This window comes from Rubrivirga marina, from assembly GCF_002283365.1.
Classification (GTDB): Bacteria; Bacteroidota; Rhodothermia; order Rhodothermales; family Rubricoccaceae; genus Rubrivirga; species Rubrivirga marina.
Window position 1 is genome coordinate 1,219,666 of record NZ_MQWD01000001.1, and the last position, 19,130, is coordinate 1,238,795.

A 19,130-nucleotide genomic window follows, 5' to 3' on the forward strand; every position below is an offset into this window, starting at 1 on the left:
ATGAAGGGGACTTCGTAGCGGATGGGGGTCCTGCCGACGACCAGGCGAGTCTTGACATCGGCGTCGACGAAGACCCCGCGCCCGCGGCTGGCTTCTCCCTACAGTTGACGGGAACCGGAGTCGCGTACGAGAGCTTCGCATGGCAGGAGCCTGCCGTCAGCACGCCGGGCCTGCCCAACGCCACGCTGACGACCACCCAGACGTTCGCCACGCCGAGCGGGACCTCGACGGCCTACTCGTTCGGTTCCGGCGACGACGACGTGGCCGGCTTCCGCCAGCTCGGCGCCGCGCTGGCCGGGATTCGCGTCGACGACCTTGCCAGCAGGAACCTCGTCCAGGGCATCCCGGGCGCCAACGGCTACCCCGCCCAGTACCCCGACGCCGACGGGACGACCGAGGGCTCGCAGGGTCCTAACCTCTACACGGCCTACGACGGGGGCGGCTACACGGTCGCGCCGACCACGGCGTCGGTCCTCCAACTCGGCCGCGGGCTCCTGTGGTACCTCTTCGACCAGCGGATCGACCCCGACGATGGCTTGTTCGGCGGCGGGACGAGCGAGAGCTTCCCGTTGCCGCAATCGCAGACCTACGTGGGCTATGGGCTCACCAGTGGGACCTATGTCCTCGCTTTCGATCGTGTCAACGGGCAGACGTTCTACCTCTTAGCCAACCCGAGGGCCTCGGATTACGACCTGTCGGGCATCGCGATGCGGACCGCGGGCGCGACGATCTCGACCACCTTCCAAGTCTACGACCCGGGAACGAACGGCTACGCCGCGCTCACACAGGGGGCCGACGCGCTCGCCAAGGGTCAGGGCGTGTGGGCCGAGGTCACGGGCGTGACGGCCGACGCGGTCACGTTCGGCTTCGACCTCGACGCGACCACGACCGGCGGCGTGTTCCAGGGCCGGCGGGCGCTCGGGGCGGCCCTCGACCTCCGCCTCGACGGCGTCACGGCCGGAGGCACCACGACCGTCGACGGCGCGGCGCGGATCTCGCTCCTCGACGACGCCACCGACGGCTGGGACCGGCACGACGCCTCGAAGCTGACGCCGCTGGTGGCTCCGTACGCGCTCGTCGCGCCGGTGGGGACCCGCGACGGTGAGCCCCGCCGCCAGGCCGTCCGCTCAGCGCCTGTCGGCCCCGTCACGACCGACCTCGCCTTTACGGCCACCGAGGCCGGCACCTACACGCTCTCGGCCGATGTCCCGACAGGGTGGGCCGCGGACCTCCTCGACCGGGCGACCGGCGCGACGACGGACCTCGCCACGGCGTCCTACACGTTCGACGCCGGGGCGACCGAGTGGACCGACCGCTTCGAACTAGCGGTATCGCCCGCGACGACGGCCGCCGAGCAGGCGGACGCGCCCATCGCCGAGGTGGGCCGGCCCTTCCCGAACCCGGCGGCCGCTGGGGCCCAGCTCCGCGTCCGGGTCGGCACGACGGAGCGGGTGCGGGTGGTCGTCTGTGACGCGCTGGGCCGCGAGGCGGCGGTCGCGTTCGACGGCCCGCTCTCGGGCGGCGCGGACGCGGTCGTGTCGCTGCCGGCCGGGCTGCGGCCCGGCGTCTACGTCGTCCGCGTGACGGGTGAGACGTTCGCGCAGAGCCGCCCGCTGGTGGTCGTTCGCTAGTGCGCCGAGCGTCCCCGGCTGGGCCGTGTCGCTCGCCTCGGGGCGGTCCAGTCTCGGGCGCGGGCCCCATCCTGGGTGGGTGAGGCGAACCCGTCGAACCGCCGTCGATCTAAAGGGAGAAGGCGGGGTCGGCCGCTTTCTCTGCAACAATTGGTGGCGATAGCCGTTATATTTGTCTACGCAGGCCCTACAACGACGGCGCTGGAGAGCGCACCCACCGATGGCGACCCCGAAGATGAACCGCGACTGGCGACGGATTCGAGACCGCATCAAGGCGATGTGGTCGGACGTCGAGTTCGACGACAAGCGGATGAAGAAGACCCGCGGCAGCCTCCGCCAGATGGTCACCCTCGTGCAGCAACGGACGGACGAGCCGCGCGCCGAGGTCCGGAAGAAGATCGTCGCCGTCATGTAGCGGTCCGTCTTGGATCCCGCCGACGCGCCCCGTGCTGGACCGCCAGCACGGGGCGCCGTCGTTTCGAGGCCCGCCGCGCTCTATTCTGGCGCCCGCCCCATGGACAGCCCCACGTTCGAAACCGCCGTGCGTCTCGGCCCGCCGTCGGCGGTCGAGCGGGACCTGATGGAGCGTTTGGAGACGCGGCTGCTCCTGCTGGCGGCCCGGCCCGCTCCGCCGGCCGACCTCGGTGAGCGCGTCGCCCGGTTGGCGCCGGCTGTGGACGCGGAGGCGTTCGTCGGGCTCGCCGCCGCGCACCGCGTCGTCCCGCACGCGGCGCGGTCGCTCGTCGGCCTCGACGCGGTGCCGGGCGACCTCCGAGATCGGCTCCGGCGGCGCGCGGCGGAGAACGCCCGCCGCCAGCTCGCGATGGCCGCCGCGCTCGGCCGCGTGCTCGGCGCGCTGGGCCGGGCCGGCGTCCCCGCGCTCCCCCTCAAGGGGCCGGCCCTCGCCGCAGCCCTCTTCGGCGACCCGGGCCAGCGGACGAGCATCGACCTCGACGTCCTGGTCGACCCCGGTTCGCTGTTCGAGTCGTTCGCCGCGGTCGAGGGCGAGGGGTTCGTGGCGAGCGGGAAGGTCCGGGAGCTCACGGCGGCCCAGGCCGCGGTCGTCGCCGCCGAGTTCCGCGTCCACGACGCGGCGTTCTGGCACCCGGGTCTCCGTGTCAGCCTCGAACTCCACTGGCGCCCGTTCCGCGACCGACGGCTGACGACGTTGGCGGATGCCCTGACGATGGAGCTCGCCCTCAACCCGACTGGGCTCGCGTGGCGCGACCGCGCGCTCTCCGCCGCCGAAGCGGCCTACGTCCTCGTCCACGGCGCCGCCCACGGGTACCGCCGCCTCGGATGGCTCGTCGACGCGGCCGGGCTGGCGGAGCGGCTCAACGAGGCGGCGTGGCGGGAGGTCCACGCGCTCGCCGCGGCCGACGGGGTCGAAGCCGCCGTGCTCCTCGGGCCGGCGCTCGCACACCGATGGCTGGGCGCGCCGCTGCCGGATGCCCTCCGCCCCCGCGTCGATTCCGAGGCCGACCGCCTCGGTCGCCTCGCGGGGTGGTGCCTCACGCGCACGCCGGACCGCCCGCGCACGCTGCACCCCGCCACGGTCGCCCTCGGGGCCGCCCTCTACGACCGGTCCGCCGACCGGCTCCGCCACGTGTGGCGCCTCCTCACGAGCCCCGCCAGCGGCGAGCTGGCCGAGGTCGACCTCCGGCCCGGCGCCGTGGGCCGCGCGCGGCGTTTGGCCGCCCGCCCCGCCCGGCTCGTCCGAAACGGCGCGCGGTGGTTCACCGGGAGCCGCTAGCGCTGGCTAAGACGCGTAGGACTCTGAGGACGGGAAGGTCGTCTCGTCGGCGAAGGGGAGCCCGCCCGCCTTCGTCTGGTCGAGCTCGATGACGGTGACGGCCGGCGGCGTCCAGGGACGGCGCTCGTCGGTCGGATGCGCGTCGGCGGGAGGAGTCGTGAGGTCGGTCATGGAATCCGGGATGACGTTCGGTGTCCGCCAGGAGGACGGTCAGCGAGAGCGAAGGATACGGCGCGGTGGGGAGAGATTCAGCGTTAGGGTCGACAAACTCTCGGTTTTGTGGAGTCCCACGAGCCGCAGGCGAGGGGTTCAGTTGATCCCCTAGGACATGGGAGCGGGTGAGAATCCGTCCTCGAGCGGCAGATAGGCGAGGGCGTGGAAGCCCCTCGGTTCGATCGGCCCCGGCGCGTTCAGCCAGTCTCGGAGAGCCGTCCGGAGGGCGTCGAGCTCGACCCACTCGGCGCGGTCGCCGACGACCTCGGGGACGAGGCGGGGCACGAGCGCGGCGAGGGCGGGGGTCCGCTCGCGGCGGCTATCGGCGAGCCAGTGGGGCTCGGCCTTGCTCGCGTGGAGGCGGACGGCGTCGGGGACGAGGTCGGCGCCGGCCGCGCGGAGCGGCCAGCGGCGGAGCCCGTCGCGGGTGAGCCACGCCTCCGCCGGGAGCCCGCCGACGAGGTCGAGGACGCGGCGGTCGAGGAGCGGGTACCGGTACCGCACGCCGAACGGGAGACCGGCCAGGGCCCATGCCCCCGTGCGGTCGCCGAGGTGGCCGCGTCGCATCAGCCAGCCGAGGAGCGCGTGCGGGTCGGCGGGCATCGGCTCGACCTCCGGGAGCGTGGCCCGGCGGAGGAGGTCCGGGCGGGCGAACGTCGCGTGCTCGCCTCGGAGCGCGGCGTCGCGGAGGTCGTCGAGCGTCGGGGCGAGTCCGAGGCGGGCGCGCTTCGTGCGCTGGGCGCGGAGGCGGCGGAGCGCGCGGACCGGGTCGCGGGCGATCATCGCGACGACCGCTCGCCATTGTCCCTGGCGGAGGAGCGCTCCAGGAATCGTGCCTCGGCCGGAGAAGCTGGCGGCCTCGTCGCCGCCCCACCCGGAGAGAAGCAGGCGGACGCCCCGTCGTCGGGCCTCGCGCCGCACCGGCGCCTCCGGCGCCCACATCACGTGGGGCTCCCGCGTCGCGTCGAGTGCGAGGCCGGCCGCGAAGTCGGCCTCCGCTGCCGGGCACCACGACACGTCGAGGCCCCAGCACTCGGCGACGGCGGCGATCCGGTCGTGCTCGGGCGAGCCGTCGGCCCCAGGCGCCGGCTGCCACGAGAACGCCGCGGGCGCCCTGCCCGCCTCGGCGAGCGCGTGGGCAGCGAACGCCGCGACCGTGCTCGAGTCGAGCCCCGCGGAAAGATGGACGCCGACGGTGCCCGGGTCCGCGACGGCCTCGGCCGTGACCTCGCGAAGGACGGCCGCCAGCGCCTCGCCGATCTCCTCCACGCGGCGGAGCCCGAGCCGCGGCGCGTCCTCGATCCGCCAATACGCGGAGACCTGAGTCCCTCGCTCACTCGCCGTCAAGCGGTGTCCGCCCGGCAGGAGGTCGATGGCGCGGACGCACGTCCGCCCGACGGACGACGGCCGGAACTGGCTCGTGAGGAAGACGGCCGCCATCACGTCCTCGTCGAGGGCGTCCGGGACGCCGGCCGCGAGCACCTCGCGGACGTCGCCGCCGACAACGAGGCGGTCGCCGCGATCCGCGTAGACGAGCGGGCAGATCCCAGCCGGGTCGCGCGCGGCGACGACCGCCTGGCGGTCTCCGAGCCACGCCGCGAACGCGAACGCGCCGCCGAGGTGGGCCGGCGCGTCGGCGCCCCACTGGCGGAGCGCGGCGACGAGGAGCGCGGCGTCGGGCTCAGTCGCGGGGAGGCCGAGCGCGTGACCGAGGCGAGCGCGGTCGGCGAGGTCGAGGTCGGCGTAAAGGACGTGGACGCCGGCCACGCCCCGCCAGTCGCCGAGGCGGACGTCGGCGTCGGCGGCCGGGCCGACGACGGGTGCGTCGCCAGGGCGCACTAGCGCTCTCGCCGGATGGTGTGGCGCGCGCCGGCCGCCAGGTTTTCTACCCGCGTCGTCCTGCCCGTCGGCCAGCGGACCTCGACCTCGGCGGCCTCGGCCTCCGCGCCCAGCCCGAAGTGCGCGATCGGCTCGTCGAACGAGAGGAACCCGCCGCTCGCCTGGACCTCGCGCATCATCGTCCGCCCCGACGGCGTGCGGACCGTCACGACCGCGCCGACGCCGAACGGGTTCTGGCCGGTCTCGTCGCGGAGCGCGATCTGGAGCGCGTGCCCGCGCGCCTCGTTGCGGTACACGTCGACCGGGCCGAGCGCGGTCGGGACCACGAGGTCGAGGTCGCCGTCGCGGTCGAGGTCGACGCGGCTGGCGGCGAAGGTTGGGAGCCACGAGCCGAGGCCAACCGCCTCGGTCACGTCCTCGAACCGGCCGTCGCCGAGGTTGCGGAAGAGGCTGTTGCGGTGGCTCCGGCGGCTTAGCGGCGAGCCGGCGACCGAGAACAGGTCGAGCCAGCCGTCCTGGTCGAAGTCGTTGAAGCGGGCGTCCCATGTCCAGGCGGTCCGGTCGAGCCCGACCGTCTCGGCGATGTCGGCGTAGCCGTCGCCGTCACGCCGGAGGAGGACGTTGTGGAGGCCGCGCTTGTCGGGGATGGCCTCGGCCGCCTCGGCGTCGGTCACGGGCGCGACGGGCTCGTCGTAGGCCGCGCAGAGGCGCCGGTGGAGCGGCCACCGCGGGCCGACCTCGCGGCACGCGCTCGCGTCGTCGCGGGCCGAGCGGCGCTTGAACACGAGGTACGTCGCCACGCAGCCCTGCCGCGCGACGGCGTCCGCCAGCTCGAGGCACATCGCCGGGTTCTTGTCCACCTGCGCGTCGAACGTCGTCGTCGCGGTCCGGTGTGCGGCCTCGCAGGCGGCCCGCTGCAAATCGGGCCGGTCGGCGCAGGCGTCGGCCGGCGAGAGGATCGGCGAGAGCGTCTGCGACGGCGAGATCTGGGCGACGAACACCTCGGGCACGAGGTCGTTGTCGAGGTCTGCCGAGGCGAGGCTCATCGTCGTGATCGTCGAGTGCGGGACGACGCCCTCGGAGTGGAGGAGCTGGCGGAAGCCGCCCCGGCCGTCGCCCTCGTACAGCACGTCCGGCGCGTTGAAGTCGTTGCCGACGAACAGGTCGAGGTCGCCGTCGCCGTCGAGGTCGGAGAGGAGCGTCGAGAGCGTCTCGCCGGGCGTGGCCGGGAGCGGGCGGAGCGCGAAGGCCCCGCGCCCGCCCTCGTTCGTGAGGATCGCGTCCCGCGCGCTCTCGAACGACGACCGGACCTCCGGGTGGCCGGGCCGGCGGGCGTTGAGCGCGGCCGTGTTGCCGAGGACCACGTCGAGGTCGCCGTCGCGGTCTAGGTCGCCGAAGGCGAGCGACGTCGTCCAGTAGGCGCCCTCGACGTTGAGGAGCACCGCATGGCCCGCCTCGGTGAACGCGCCGCCGTCGTTGTAGACGACGTGGTTGCCGCCGCCGATGGTCGCAACGACGAGGTCGAGCGCGCCGTCGCCGTCGAGGTCCACGAGCGCGGCGTTGCCCACGCGCGCCGAGTCGAGCGCCGGCACGGCCACATCTTGCCGCACGTACCGCTCGCCGCCGACGTTGGCGTAGAGCCCGACGCCGGCCTCCGACGTGAACACGAGGTCCGCCCACCCGTCGCCGTGGACGTCGCCCGAGGCCGCGGCGCGGTTCATCATTACGCCCGTGAGGTAGCGGTTCGGGCTCTCGTTGCTCGGCTCGTCGATCCCGAGGTCCGGCCCGAACAGGTGGGTGAACGCGGGGGCGACGGCCTCGCCGCCGACGGCCGCCAACGCAAGCGTCTCGACCGATCCGCCCTCGGCCGACCGTCGCTCGCCGGGCCCGGTGGCGAAGGGCGCGATCAGCGCCGCGACGCGGTCGGCGGAGAGCGCCTCCGTGGGGAATGCCGGGCGCGCGACCGGCTGGTCGCCGGCGTCCGCGAAGGCCTCGACCACGGCCGCCTCGGTGCGGGCGTCGAGGCGGGGCTGGACGAGCGCCGTCGTCCACCCGGCCGCGAGCCCCAGCGCGGCCACGCCGAGGTAGAGGCCGATGGCGGTCGGCCGCGACATCGTCCGCCAGATCTGGAGGAGCGGGTACGCGCTGAACAGCCCGAGCGTCACGAACATCACGGCCACGTAGGGCAGCGGGACGCCGGCCGCGCCGAGGATCGCGCAGATGATGACGTCGAAGGCAATGGGGCACGGGAGGAACGCGCCGAGGAGCGCCACGCCGCCCAGCGCGAGGAGCGCCCGCGTCGTCGCCCGGCCGACGTCGAGCGCCGGCAGGCCCTCCGACAGCGACTCCCACGGGACGAGCGTCACGGCGATCGCGCCGAGCAGGCCCGCCAGCGCCATCAGCGGGACCGTGGTCTTGACGATGTACCACAGGTTGCGGGCGAGCGCGCGGACGGTCCAGCCCGCGGCGTCGAGCCACGAGGCGGGCTCCGGGTCGGGGCCGGTCGCCTCGGCGAGGGCGGGTGCCGCGGGGAGCTCGGGGCCGAGCGTCGGGCCGGCCGGCGCCAGCTCCGCGGCGGTCGGTGCGAGGGCGTCGGAGGGCCACAGCACGCGGACGAGCAGCGGGACGGCGAACACGATGAACGCGAGCGTCATCCCCAGCTTCAGCCCGGCCAGCCACACGGGGAAGAGGGCGAACGTCATCGACAGGACGACGACGTTGAGCGTGGGCGACGACAGCATCGCCGCGAGCGTCGTCTCGCCGCGCGCGCCGCCCTTGTGCAATCCCTCCGCGATGGGCACGGCGCAATTGACGCACACGCCGAGCGGGGCGCCCATCGCCACGCCGAGGAGCGTCCCCGTCATCCGCCCGCGCGGCCGGATCCGCGTCACGAGCGGCAGGATGGTGAGGACGATCCCCGCGAACAGGACGCCGAACGTCATGCCCTGGCGGTTCGTCGCGGCCCAGTTGAGGGCGTTCGCCCCGATCCGCTCCAGCGCCGAGCCCGCCGGGTCCACCTCGACGACGCGCGTGAACGCGAGGCCCTCCACGTCGGCGTCGCCGCCCATCATCGCCTTCTCGTTGAGCGACGGGTACCGCGAGCCGGTCCAGAACGCGAACGCCGTGACGAGGAGCAGGAGCGCCGTCAGTACCAGCCGCTTGTCGATGCGCCGGGGCTGTGGGAGGGCGAGGACGGAGGACATACGCGGAGCCGAGCGTTCCGGGCGAGATCACGCCCCGACGGACCACGGGGCGGCCGAAGATAGGCCGGTCTTTCTGCACCTTTGTTATCGTGGGGATGCAGGGTTTCGGGCGCCCGCCCGCGCCCGCGATCTACCGTGCGAGTCCGTCCACCTCGGCGACGAGGCGGGCGTAGCCGAGGCGCTCCATCGCCGCGCGGTGGTCGGCCACGACGCGGCGGGCCTGGGCCGGCGTGAGCTCGTCGCGCCACGAGCCCGACGTGCCGCGGCGGAAGAACGGGGCCTCCGCGAAGTCCGGCCGCTCGCGGAAGCCCTCCTCGGCCTCGCGCTTCCGGAGCCGCTCGAACCGCGCCGCCTCGACCGACCGGCGGACGCGGTCGGGGTCCGGCTCGACGCCGCAGAAGCGGAGGGCCTCGGCGAACGTCCCGGCCGTGTCGACGAGGAGGTCCTCGTAGCGGACGACGTGGGCCGGCACGCCGGGCGCGTCGAGCCACGACCGGACGTGCCCGCTCCACGAGCGGAGCGGCTCGGGCAGGACGCCTAGGAACCGGCCGCGCAGGCGGTTCAGCACGTACGCCTCGTCGGCCAGCACCTCGATGGCCCGGTCCACGGTCCACCCGAAGAACGGGGCCGTCGAGGCCGCCACGTCGAGCGGGTTGCGGACGACGTAGAGCGCGCGGCCGGCGCCGGCCGGGAAGACTCGGTCGCCCCCGGCGGTCTCGACGTTCGCGCTGTGGACCTTCCCGAAGGTCGGGAGGTCGCGGGGGGCCACGTCGCGGGCGAGGAGCCGTGAGGCGGCCGGCCGGAAGGCCAGGATCTCGTCCTTGAGGAGCAGCGACGTGTCGACGCCGAGGAGGTCGTCGAGCGAGCGGAGGCCGGTGATCTGGACGCTCTTCCCGAGGTTGTTGAGGTCGAAGACGCCCTCGCCGAAGTAGCCCGCCAGGAGCGCCCGCGTCCACGTGTTGCCGGACTTCGGGTACGACGCGAGCCAGACGACCTCGGCCACGTCAGCCCTCGGCCACGGCCGCCAGCTGGCGCTCGATGGCGTCGGCGACGGCCTCGACCGTCTCGCCGGGCGTCGGCCGGTCGAGCTGAACGATCGGGACAGCCCCCGCCAGCCGCGCGGTCCACGCGAAGTGCTCGGCCTGGAGCCCGGCCCCGTTCACCATCCGGCGGCGGTACGTCTGGAGGAGGAGGGCCTGCACGGCGTCGTGCGCCCCCAGCCGCTCGGCCCGAATGGCCGGGGCGTCGCCGCTAGAGGCCGTTGATCGGTAGGCGTTCAGGACCACGACGAGCCGGAGGGGCGCGGGCTCCGACCGGAACGCGGGCGCGCGGTAGAGATACTTCCGCCGGCCCTCCCGGAGCGGCGCGAGGTCGTCCGGCGCTTCGCCGAGGCGGACGACGGCGTCCTCCCACAGCCGGAGCGTGGGGTAGCCCGAGAGGACCTCCGGCCCGGCGTCGCCGAAGTGGACGACCGTCTTGTCGTCGCTGAGGACGGGGTGCCCGCGGTGGGCCAGCTCGGCGAGCGTCGTGCTCTTGCCGGCGCCCGAGACGCCGGCCACGGCCACGGCCCCGTGCTCGGTCGCCACGGCGCACCCGTGGAGCACGAACATCTGCCGCTGGTGGAGCACGGCGCCCAGCGTCGAGCCGAACAGGAAGGCCCGCACGTCGGCGTCGGTCCCGCCGGTCGGCTCGACGACCACCTCGCGGCCGTCGTCGTGGACGAGGTAGCGGGCCACGCCGGGGATCTCGTGGCGCCACGCGCCCGGCCGGGCCGCCCACGTCACGCGCTGCTCCCGTGGCTCGCCGATGCGGTCGGGCACGGCGCCGCGCACGACGCGGAGGTCGGGCGCGGTCGCGGCCACCTCGGGCGGCGCCTCGCCCAACTCGGGGAGCGGCCAGTCCGACGCGACGTGGAGCCCGTAGGCGACGTAGTGATGCGGGGCGTCGCTCACGCCGGCTCGATCATGCCGCGGTCGAGGAGGTCGGCGAGGAAGGCCCAGGTGGCCGCCTCTGCCTCGGCGGGCTCGACGGCGAAGTGGCGCGGGAGGTCGGCGGCGATCTCGGCCGGCGTCGCCGGCGCGTCGAGGAGGCCCCATATGTGCGTGCCGACCTCGTTGAGCCCGTAGTACTGGCCGCCCTCGACGTCGAGCATCACGGCCGTCCCGTTGACGTCGGCGTGCATGGCGCGGTCGGACCGGCGGAGTGGGGTGTCGGGTGGGAGAGTGGTGGGCATCGCGAAGAGGGACGGAGGACGAACCTAGCTCGAACTGGCTGCCCATAGGAACGGGGCGCGGCGTTTCGTGGGATCATGCGACCGGCTTCAGTCGGTCGAAACAAGGCCGTGGTCTGCGACTGGCAGAGCGTGGGGAGGCGCCGCGGTGCCGGGCGTACCATGCCGCGTCCGCCCGCTCTCCCGTGCTGCTGCCCCGGTTTCGAGGCGCCCTCCGCCTGTCCCCGTCCGAGCTCGCCCGCGTGGTCGAGGCGGTCGTGCTGTTCCACGGGTTCAGGGTCGCGCTCCGCGTCGTGTCGGGCGCGCGGCTCGTGCGGTGGCTCGGCGCACGTGGGCCGCAGGACACGCCGCCCGAGGCGCTGCCGTCGGGCGTCGTCGAGGTCCGGCGGGCGCTGCGGCGGGCGAGCCGGCGGCACGCCAACACGTGTCTCGCGCAGGCGCTCGCCGGGCGCGTGATGCTCCGCCGCCGCGGCCTCCCGTCCACGCTCTCACTCGGCGCGCGGAAGGAGGGCGAGCGGCTGGCCTTCCACGCGTGGCTCCGGGCGGGCGGGCTGCTCCTCAACCCCGGCGGTGGCCCGCGCGACTACGCCGTACTCGCCACGTTCCACGACGCGCCCCGCCTCGACGACCGCGCGACCGAGGCGGGCTAGGCCGGGGCGGGCCGAGCGTCCGGCGGTTCCAGGTCTTCGAGGCTGCCGAGGCGCCGGAGGGGCGGCCAGATCGCCGCCGCCGCCGCGACCGTCACGAGCGTCAGCACGCCGCCCAGCGCGACGGTCGCCACGCTCCCGATGAGGCTTGCGACGACGCCCGACTCGAGCTCGCCGATCTCGTTGCTCGTCCCGATAAAGACGGCGTTGACGGCCGCCACGCGCCCCCGCATCGCGTCCGGTGTGAGGAGCTGGAGGACCGTCGACCGGATGACGACCGAGACGTTGTCGGCCGCGCCGATGCAGAACAGGGCCGCCAGCGAGAGCGGGTAGCTCGTCGAGAGGCCAAACACAATCGTTGCCAGCCCGAACGCCGCGACGGCGACGAGGAGGGCGCGCCCGGCCTTCCGCATCGGCGGGAGAAGCGCAAGAGCGAGGCCCATCGTGATCGCCCCGAGCGACGGCATCGCGCGCATCCACCCGAACCCCGTCGCGCCGACGCCGAGCACGTCAGTCGCGTAGACCGGCAGCAGCGCCACGGCCCCGCCGAACAAGACGGCCACCATGTCGAGCGTGATCGTCGAGAGGATCACCGGCTGGCGGCGGACGAATCGCGCGCCCTCGATGAGGCTCGCCCATGACCGCTTCTCGGTGCTCCGTGCCTGCGGTGTCGGCACGACGAAGAGGAGGCAGCCGAACAGGACGAGGCTGGAGGCCGCGTCGAGGAGGTAGACCACGCCTGGGCTGTAGACCGCGAGGAGCACGCCGCCTGCGAGGGGGCCGAGCGTGGCCGAGAGCTGGAACGCCACGCTCCGCCACATCGCCGCGTTCGCGAAGACGGGCGCCGGCACGAGCCCGGTCACGATGGCCTGCGCCGCCGGCCAGCCGACAGCCCGGAAGGTGCCGGTCCCGAGCAGGAACGCGTACGTCAGAGCGATCGGGCCGTCCGTGAACGAGACCCACGCGAGTCCGACGCCGGACAGCGCGAGGCCGACCTGTGCGATCTGGATGAGCCCCTTCCGCGGGTACCGGTCGGCGGCGGCGCCGGCCGGCAGCGCCAGCAGCAAGACGGGGAGTGCGAGGACGAGCCCGATGAGGCCGAGGCTCAGCGGGGTCTGGGTCCGTTGGTAGACCTCCCAGCCGACGGCGACCGTCCGCATCTGGTTGCCGGCGTTCGAGACCAGGCTGCCGGCGAGGTAGAGGAGAAAGCCGGGCCGGCGGAGCGACGCCAGCGGGTCCGGCTTGCCCAGTGCGCGGCCCGACTGGTGGAGCGCCTCGGCGGGCGCCTCGGGAGCCGAGGGGCGTCGGTGTTCGTCGGGGGTCTCCACGTGCGGCCGCCAACGCCGGCCGGGGTGCCGCGTTCGGGCCCCGCCGTGCGCGCTCGGTGAATGCGCGGATCTCGGGCACATGGCTCGCCAGGAGGCCGTTCCTTGGGAGAAACGCCCGAACTGCCCCATGTCCGAAGCCGTCGCCTTCGACGTCGAGCGCCTCCGCGCCGACTTCCCCATCCTCCAGCGGACCGTCTACGACGGCACGCCGCTGGTCTACCTCGACAACGCCGCGACGACGCAGAAGCCGCGCGCCGTGCTCGACCGGCTCGCGGCGTACTACGCCAACGAGAACGCCAACGTCCACCGCGGCGTCCACTTCTTGAGCGCGGAGGGGACCGAGAACTACGAGACGGCGCGGCGGAGCGTCCAGCGGTTCCTCGGCGCCGCGCACGCCCACGAGGTCGTGTTCACGCGGGGGACGACCGAGGCCATCAACCTCGTCGCGCACGGGTTCGCGAGCCGGCTCCGTGAGGGCGACGAGGTCGTCGTCTCGGCCCTCGAGCACCACGCCAACATCGTCCCGTGGCAGATGGCGTGCGAGCGGTCGGGCGCGACGCTCCGCGTGATCCCGGCGCTCGACTCGGGCGACCTCGACCTCCACCGCCTCGGCGACGTGATCTCGACGCGGACGAGGCTGGTCGCCGTGACGCACACGTCGAACGCGCTCGGGACCGTCAACGACCTCCGCCCGATCGTCGAGGCGGCGCGGGCCGTCGACGCCGCCGTCCTCATAGACGGGGCGCAGGCCGCGCCGCACGCGCCGGTCGACGTCCAGGCACTCGGGGCCGACTTCTTCGTGTTCTCGGGCCACAAGACGTTCGGCCCGACCGGCATCGGCGCGCTGTGGGGTCGCGAGGCGTGGCTCGAGGCCCTCCCGCCGTACCAGGGCGGCGGCGACATGATCGACCGCGTCACGTTCGAGCGGACGACCTATGCCGGCCTGCCGGCCAAGTTCGAGGCCGGCACGCCGCACGTGGCCGGGGGCATCGGCCTCGGGACGGCGCTCGACTACCTGATGGAGATCGGGATGGACGCCGTCGCCGCCTACGAAGACGGGCTGATCGCCTATGCCGAGGAGCGGTTGGCGGAGGTCGACGGCCTCCGCTTTATCGGGACGCCCCAGCGGCGGGCCGGCGCGATCTCATTCCTCCTCGACGGCATCCACCCGTACGACGCGGGGACGGTCCTCGACCGGCTCGGAATCGCCGTCCGCACCGGCCAGCACTGCGCGCAGCCGGTCATGGACCGGTTCGGCATCGACGGGACCATCCGCGCCTCGTTCGCCTTCTACAACACCCGCGCCGACGTCGACGCGCTCGTCGACGGGCTCGCTAAGGTCCAGGCGCTCTTCGGGTGACGCGTGGGGGGGCGAGCCCGTCGCATCGGACCGGGTGCCCGCCTCGCCGCGTCTGTTTGCTCCATCCCCGGTACTCTCGACCCCCATGTCCGAAGCCGACCGCCGCCAGCAGGCCCTCGTCGACGAGTTCGCGTTCCTCGACGACTGGATGCTCCGGTTCCAGCAGGTCATCGAGCACGGGGAGGCGATGGAACCACTGGACGGCGCGCTCAAGACCGACGACCGGCTCGTCCGCGGCTGCCAGTCGCGCGTGTGGCTCGACGCGGGCTCCGAGGCGGGCACCTTCCATGTCCGCGCCGACTCCGACAGCCAGCTCGTCCGCGGCCTGGCATCGCTCCTCGTCCGCGTCTACGACGGCCTGCCGGCAGAGGAAGCCGCGTCGGCGGAGCTGTGGTTCCCGTCGGAGATCGGGCTCGACGAGCACCTCTCACCGAACCGGGCCAACGGGCTCGACGCCATGCGTCGCGCCATCCAGTCGGCTGCTGGGGGCGCGGTTTAGGGGCGCGATCGGGTCGGCGTCGGTCGAGGGTCCGGGGCGGCGCCCTATCCTCAGGCGGCCCCGCCCTCGCTCGCATGCAGCCCGCCTATCGCTACCACGCCGTCGTCGCGTCCGTGTACGACGGGGACACCTTCCGCGCCAATGTCGACCTCGGCTTCATGACGTGGATCAAAAACGTCAACTTCCGGATGTTCGGGATCGACACGCCCGAGCTCCGCGGCGTCCCGGCCGCTGAGAAGGAGGCGGGCTACGCCGCCCGCGACCGGGTCCTCGAGCTGATGCCGGTCGGCGCCGAGGTCCTCATCGAGTCGACGAAGGTCGGCAAGTACGGCCGGTACCTCGCCGACGTGTACCGCGAGATCGACGGCGTGGAGGTCCACGTCAACCAGACACTGATTGACGAGGGCCACGCCGTCCCGTACCTCGTCTAGCCTCTAGAAGAGACTCCGTTGGCGGCTTTCGAGGGCGAGGAGCGATCGCTTCCGCTCGAGCCCGCCGGCGTAGCCCACGAGCGACCCGTCGGACCCGATCACACGGTGGCACGGGACGATCACGGCCACCGGGTTCTGCCCGTTCGCCGCGCCGACGGCCTGCGCGGCTCGGGGCATCCCGATCTGCGCCGGCCGTCGGCGCCGTAGCTCAGCGTCGCGCCATGCGGGATCTCGCGGAGCGCGGCCCAGACGCGCTCCTGGAACGGCGTCCCGCCCGGCCGGACCGGCACGTCGAACGCGACCGGCTCGCCGTCGAAGTAGGCCGCAAGCTGGCGGCGGGCCGCGTCGAGGATGGCGTCGGCGCCCTCGGGTCCGTCCGCCTCGGCGTCGAGGCGGACGGGGTCGAACGAAGCGGCCGTGAGCGCCTCGCCGTCGGAGACGAGGCGGAGCGGGCCGAGCGGCGTGTCGAGTGTGGCGTGGGGCACGGGCCGAAGCTAGCGCGCGGGCGGCGACGCCCCCTTGTCGTACCCCTGCAACAACGCGCCCCGCCGACGGCGATCGCCAGCGGGGCGCGAGTCGGGCCGCCTCGGTGCCGAGGCGGGCGGGGCAGGAGGAACCGGGCCGGGCGTCCCCCCGCCTCAGTCCTACTTCCCGGTGAACAGCATGTCGCGGTACGTCGGCAGCGGCCAGAGGTCGGCCGGGACCTCCTGCTCGAGCGCGTCGCAGGCCTCGCGGACCTTCGTCATCGCCGGGATCACCTTGTCCTTCATCGCGACGGACTCGTCCTTGGCCTTGTGCGCGGCCGTGCGGGCCTTCACGAGCGTGCCGAGCGCCTTGCGGAGCGCGTTGACCTGGGTGATGACGACCTCGGCCGTCTCCTTCGTGCCCGAGCCGTCGAGGCCGAGGTCCTCGGCCACCTCGGCCGCCTCGCCGATCTCGGCGAGGTAGCGGAGGGCCGCCGGGAGGACCATCGTCTTGGCGAGCGACTCGGTCGTGGCCGCCTCGACGTTGAGCGTGAGGGCGTACTGCTCCGAGAGGATCTCCTTGCGGCTCTCGAGCTCGGGCGCCGTCAGGACGTCGTAGGCGTCGAAGACCGCGATGTTCTTCTCGTCCGTGAGCGTGGCGAGCGCGTCGGGCGTCGTCGTGAGGTTGAGGAGCCCGCGCTCCTCGACGGCCTCCTTGTGCCAGGCCTCGGAGTAGCCGTCGCCGTTGAAGATGATCTTGGTGTGCTCGCGGATCGAGTCCGTGATGACCTCCTCGACGGCGGACTCGACGGCCTTCTTCGAGCGCTTCTTGCCCAACTTGTCCTCGAGCTTCGAGGCGAGGTCGTCGATGGCCTCGGCCACGATCGTGTTGAGGACCGTGAGCGGGAAGCTGACCGACTGGCTGGAGCCGACGGCCCGGAACTCGAACTTGTTGCCGGTGAAGGCGAACGGCGAGGTCCGGTTCCGGTCGCCGGCGTGGCGCGGGAGCGTCGGGAGGACGGGCGTGCCGAGGCCGAGGAAGCCGGACTGCTTGCTCTCCGTCGCCTTGCCCGACGCCGTGATCTGCTCGTAGACGTCGGAGAGCTGGTCGCCGAGGAAGATCGAGATGATGGCCGGCGGGGCCTCGTTGGCGCCGAGGCGGTGGTCGTTGGCCGCCGTCGCGATGGCCGCCCGGAGGAGGTCCTGGTGCGTGTGGACGGCCTGGACCACGGCCGTGCAGAAGAACAGGAAGCGGAGGTTCGAGTGCGGCGTGTCGCCCGGCTCGAGGAGGTTGAGCCCGGTGTCGGTCGACATCGACCAGTTCACGTGCTTGCCCGAGCCGTTGATGCCGGCGAACGGCTTCTCGTGGAGGAGGCAGGCGAGGCCGTACCGCTTGGCCACCCGCTGCAGCGTCATCATCATGACCTGCTGGTGGTCGGCGGCGACGTTGGCGTTCTCGAACAGCGGGGCGATCTCGTACTGGCCGGGGGCCACCTCGTTGTGCCGCGTCATGACCGGCACGCCGAGCCTGTAGAGCTCGGTCTCGACCGCGTTCATGTAGGCCATGATCCGCTCGGGGATCGAGCCGAAGTAGTGGTCGTCGAACTCCTGCCCGCGCGGGGGCGCCGCGCCGATGAGCGTCCGGCCGGCCACGAGGAGGTCGGGGCGGTCCTCGAAGTAGGCCTCGTCCACGAGGAAGTACTCCTGCTCCGAGCCGCACGTCGCGTAGACCCGCCCGACGCTGTCGCCGAGGATCGAGAGCGCGCGCGTGGCCTGGACGTTGAGGGCCTCCATGCTCCGGAGGAGCGGGATCTTGTGGTCGAGGGCCTCGCCGGTCCACGACGCGAAGGCCGTCGGGATGACGAGCGTGGCCGTCCCGTTGTGCTCGACGATGAAGGCCGGGCTCGTCGGGTCGTAGGCCGTGTAGCCTCGGGCCTCGAACGTGGCGCGGAGCCCGCCGCCCGGGAACGACGAGGCGTCGGGCTCGCCCTGGACGAGGCTCTTGCCCGAGAACTCGGCGACGGCGCCGCCGCCGGCGTTCGGCGTGATGAACGAGTCGTGCTTCTCGGCCGTCCGCCCGGTGAGCGGCTGGAACCAGTGCGTGTAGTGGGTCGCGCCGCGCTCGACGGCCCACTCCTTCATGGCGAGGGCGACGGCGTCGGCGACGGTCTCGTCGAAGGGCTCGCCCTTCTCGATGGTCGCCGTGATCTTCTTGTAGACCGACTTCGGGAGCCGGCTCTTCATCTCGGCGAGGCCGAACGTGTTCTGGCCGAAGATCTCTTCGACGTCCTGAGGCATTGCGTGTCCGTTGGAGGCGCTGCGGGTGAGGGTGGGCATCGCGGTGGGGCGGGGAGGGGGCGAGAGGGTCGGCCTCGGGGCCGAGGCGGGCGGGGCGGAGGCGCCGGCTAGTCGTCGAGGGGCGGGAGCGTCATGGGCTCGGCGCGGAGGTAGGCCGTCTCCTTGTGGGTCGTCAGGACGAGGCTCGTCCGCGTGCCGCGGACGCCGGGGACGGCCTGGATCGTGGCGAGGAGCCGCTCGAGCGCCGTCGTCGTCCGGACACGAACCTTCAGGACGTGCGAGCCGTCGCCGGTGACCGAGTGGAGCTCCTGGACCTCGTCGAGCGCCGTGACGGTCTTGACGAACTCGCCGTAGTGCTCGCTCCCGGTCGACTGGACGAACACGAAGGCCATGACGTCGTGGCCGAGCCGCTTGGCATCGACGGTCCCGTGGAAGCCAGTGAGGACGCCGCGGGCCTCGAGCTTCCGCATCCGGTCGGAGACGGACGGGATCGAGAGGCCGACGGCCTCGGCGATGTCCTTCCGTTTGATCCGGCCCTCGCGCTGGAGGAGGTCGAGGATTTGGGCGTCGATGGCGTCGATCTTGTCCACGAGTGGGGTCCGTAGGAATTGGGGGCGCTGGAGGAACCTACCCCAAGGCTTCGGCCGCTTTCCAGATCGTAGCCTCATTTTTTTACGTCAGGCTGAGACTTCATGCTCGGAAGCGCTTTCTCTCCGTCAGCGCCGACGTAACCCGTTTGGGGACGCGGCACGTACGGCGCTACCCCCACCCTCCAGACCCATGAAGAACCCCGGCACGGCCGCCGTCCTCAGCTTCCTCCTTCCCGGCCTCGGCCAGCTCTACAACGGCACCTTCTGGCGCGGCGTCTTCTGGTTCGTCGTCACGCCCGGCCTGTGGATCGGCACCGGCGGGTTCTTCGGCTGGGTGGCCCACGTGATCTCGGCGTGGACGGCCTTCCGGTTCGCCCAGCGCCACCCGACGGGCGCTTGATCCGACAGCCCTGCCCGCCTCGGCGCCGAGGGGGACCCCGGCGGGGCTAGCTTTGGAGGCCGGGCTCGTAGCACAACGGTTAGTGCAGCCGGCTCATAACCGGACGGTTGCAGGTTCAAATCCTGCCGGGCCCACCGCCCCTGTCTCCATCTTGTTGGGAGACAGGGGTTTTCTGCTCATGGGTCCAACATAGGTCCAGCAATCGCTATGCATCGCGACCCCAGCTAGACATCAGCGCTGCGGC

19 protein-coding genes and 1 tRNA gene are annotated in these 19,130 nt (G+C 73.1%); 9 read left to right on the top strand and 11 right to left on the bottom strand.

Annotated features, from left to right (window positions below; genetic code table 11):
• The first annotated feature begins 104 nt into the window (after window positions 1-104).
• The 3 genes from BSZ37_RS05060 (at window position 105) to BSZ37_RS05070 (ending at window position 3,384) form a co-directional block, all read left to right on the top strand.
• Entirely contained in the window at window positions 105-1,631 is a 1,527-nt protein-coding gene (locus BSZ37_RS05060; RefSeq protein WP_143537560.1) for a T9SS type A sorting domain-containing protein, read from the top strand.
• Between the two features lie 220 nt (window positions 1,632-1,851).
• Window positions 1,852-2,046: a hypothetical protein gene (locus BSZ37_RS05065; RefSeq protein WP_095509501.1), complete on the top strand. Its 195-nt coding sequence runs from the start codon at window positions 1,852-1,854 to the stop codon at window positions 2,044-2,046.
• A gap of 99 nt (window positions 2,047-2,145) precedes the next feature.
• A complete protein-coding gene (locus BSZ37_RS05070; RefSeq protein ID WP_095509502.1) occupies window positions 2,146-3,384 on the top strand; it encodes a nucleotidyltransferase family protein in 1,239 nt (412 codons plus the stop codon).
• A gap of 6 nt (window positions 3,385-3,390) precedes the next feature.
• On the opposite strand, the gene BSZ37_RS21855 is transcribed toward BSZ37_RS05070, so the two are convergent.
• The 6 genes from BSZ37_RS21855 to BSZ37_RS05095 all read right to left on the bottom strand — a co-directional run bounded on the left by BSZ37_RS21855 (window position 3,391) and on the right by BSZ37_RS05095 (window position 10,872).
• Window positions 3,391-3,555 carry a hypothetical protein gene (locus BSZ37_RS21855; protein WP_179299479.1) on the bottom strand — a complete coding sequence of 55 codons (165 nt, stop codon included), beginning with the start codon at window positions 3,553-3,555 and terminating at the stop codon, window positions 3,391-3,393.
• A 150-nt stretch (window positions 3,556-3,705) separates the two neighbouring features.
• The gene (locus BSZ37_RS05075) at window positions 3,706-5,436 is read right to left on the bottom strand and encodes an asparagine synthase-related protein (protein WP_179299480.1); all 1,731 of its coding nucleotides are present in this window, start codon (window positions 5,434-5,436) and stop codon (window positions 3,706-3,708) included.
• Window positions 5,436-8,639 (bottom strand): FG-GAP-like repeat-containing protein, encoded by a 3,204-nt coding sequence (locus BSZ37_RS05080; RefSeq protein ID WP_095509504.1) that lies wholly within the window; start codon window positions 8,637-8,639, stop codon window positions 5,436-5,438. Before BSZ37_RS05080 ends, BSZ37_RS05075 begins: the two co-directional genes overlap by 1 nt.
• A 130-nt stretch (window positions 8,640-8,769) precedes the next feature.
• The gene (locus BSZ37_RS05085; RefSeq protein ID WP_179299481.1) at window positions 8,770-9,642 is read right to left on the bottom strand and encodes a sulfotransferase domain-containing protein; all 873 of its coding nucleotides are present in this window, start codon (window positions 9,640-9,642) and stop codon (window positions 8,770-8,772) included.
• Between the two features lies 1 nt (window position 9,643).
• Window positions 9,644-10,591, bottom strand: coding sequence for a phosphoenolpyruvate carboxykinase (ATP) (locus BSZ37_RS05090; protein WP_095509506.1), 948 nt, complete (start codon window positions 10,589-10,591; stop codon window positions 9,644-9,646).
• Window positions 10,588-10,872, bottom strand: a complete 285-nt coding sequence (locus BSZ37_RS05095; RefSeq protein ID WP_095509507.1) for a PqqD family protein — start codon at window positions 10,870-10,872, stop codon at window positions 10,588-10,590. The genes BSZ37_RS05090 and BSZ37_RS05095 overlap by 4 nt, the downstream gene beginning before the upstream one ends.
• Window positions 10,873-11,054: 182 nt before the next feature.
• Here BSZ37_RS05095 and BSZ37_RS05100 point away from each other — a divergent pair, with 182 nt between their 5' ends.
• Complete coding sequence (locus tag BSZ37_RS05100; protein ID WP_179299482.1) at window positions 11,055-11,519, top strand: lasso peptide biosynthesis B2 protein; 465 nt, start codon at window positions 11,055-11,057, stop codon at window positions 11,517-11,519.
• Here BSZ37_RS05100 and BSZ37_RS05105 read toward each other — a convergent pair.
• A complete protein-coding gene (locus tag BSZ37_RS05105; protein WP_179299483.1) occupies window positions 11,516-12,844 on the bottom strand; it encodes an MFS transporter in 1,329 nt (442 codons plus the stop codon). The genes BSZ37_RS05100 and BSZ37_RS05105 overlap by 4 nt on opposite strands.
• A gap of 127 nt (window positions 12,845-12,971) precedes the next feature.
• Between BSZ37_RS05105 and BSZ37_RS05110 the strand changes: the two genes are divergently transcribed.
• From BSZ37_RS05110 to BSZ37_RS05120, 3 genes are all read left to right on the top strand, one after another.
• Window positions 12,972-14,204, top strand: coding sequence for a cysteine desulfurase (locus tag BSZ37_RS05110; RefSeq protein WP_095509509.1), 1,233 nt, complete (start codon window positions 12,972-12,974; stop codon window positions 14,202-14,204).
• Window positions 14,205-14,289: 85 nt separating this feature from the next.
• Window positions 14,290-14,703, top strand: coding sequence for a SufE family protein (locus BSZ37_RS05115; protein WP_095509510.1), 414 nt, complete (start codon window positions 14,290-14,292; stop codon window positions 14,701-14,703).
• Between the two features lie 74 nt (window positions 14,704-14,777).
• Entirely contained in the window at window positions 14,778-15,134 is a 357-nt protein-coding gene (locus BSZ37_RS05120) for a thermonuclease family protein (RefSeq protein ID WP_095509511.1), read from the top strand.
• 3 nt (window positions 15,135-15,137) lie between these two features.
• Here BSZ37_RS05120 and BSZ37_RS22760 read toward each other — a convergent pair whose 3' ends face one another.
• From BSZ37_RS22760 to BSZ37_RS05135, 4 genes are all read right to left on the bottom strand, one after another.
• Window positions 15,138-15,311: a methylated-DNA--[protein]-cysteine S-methyltransferase gene (locus BSZ37_RS22760; RefSeq protein ID WP_342761179.1), complete on the bottom strand. Its 174-nt coding sequence runs from the start codon at window positions 15,309-15,311 to the stop codon at window positions 15,138-15,140.
• On the bottom strand, window positions 15,254-15,619 hold the full coding sequence (locus BSZ37_RS22620) for an MGMT family protein (RefSeq protein WP_281253012.1): 366 nt from the start codon (window positions 15,617-15,619) through the stop codon (window positions 15,254-15,256). The genes BSZ37_RS22760 and BSZ37_RS22620 overlap by 58 nt, the downstream gene beginning before the upstream one ends.
• 159 nt (window positions 15,620-15,778) lie before the next feature.
• Window positions 15,779-17,935, bottom strand: coding sequence for a glutamine synthetase III family protein (locus tag BSZ37_RS05130; protein WP_095509512.1), 2,157 nt, complete (start codon window positions 17,933-17,935; stop codon window positions 15,779-15,781).
• A 68-nt stretch (window positions 17,936-18,003) separates the two neighbouring features.
• A complete protein-coding gene (locus BSZ37_RS05135; protein ID WP_218830402.1) occupies window positions 18,004-18,486 on the bottom strand; it encodes an Lrp/AsnC family transcriptional regulator in 483 nt (160 codons plus the stop codon).
• Window positions 18,487-18,676: 190 nt separating this feature from the next.
• On the opposite strand from BSZ37_RS05135, the gene BSZ37_RS05140 reads away from it, so the two are divergent.
• Together BSZ37_RS05140 and BSZ37_RS05145 are read left to right on the top strand one after the other, a co-directional pair.
• The gene (locus BSZ37_RS05140; RefSeq protein ID WP_095509514.1) at window positions 18,677-18,886 is read left to right on the top strand and encodes a DUF5683 domain-containing protein; all 210 of its coding nucleotides are present in this window, start codon (window positions 18,677-18,679) and stop codon (window positions 18,884-18,886) included.
• A 61-nt stretch (window positions 18,887-18,947) separates the two neighbouring features.
• Window positions 18,948-19,020: transfer RNA gene (locus tag BSZ37_RS05145), tRNA-Ile, on the top strand.
• Window positions 19,021-19,130: the final 110 nt, after the last annotated feature.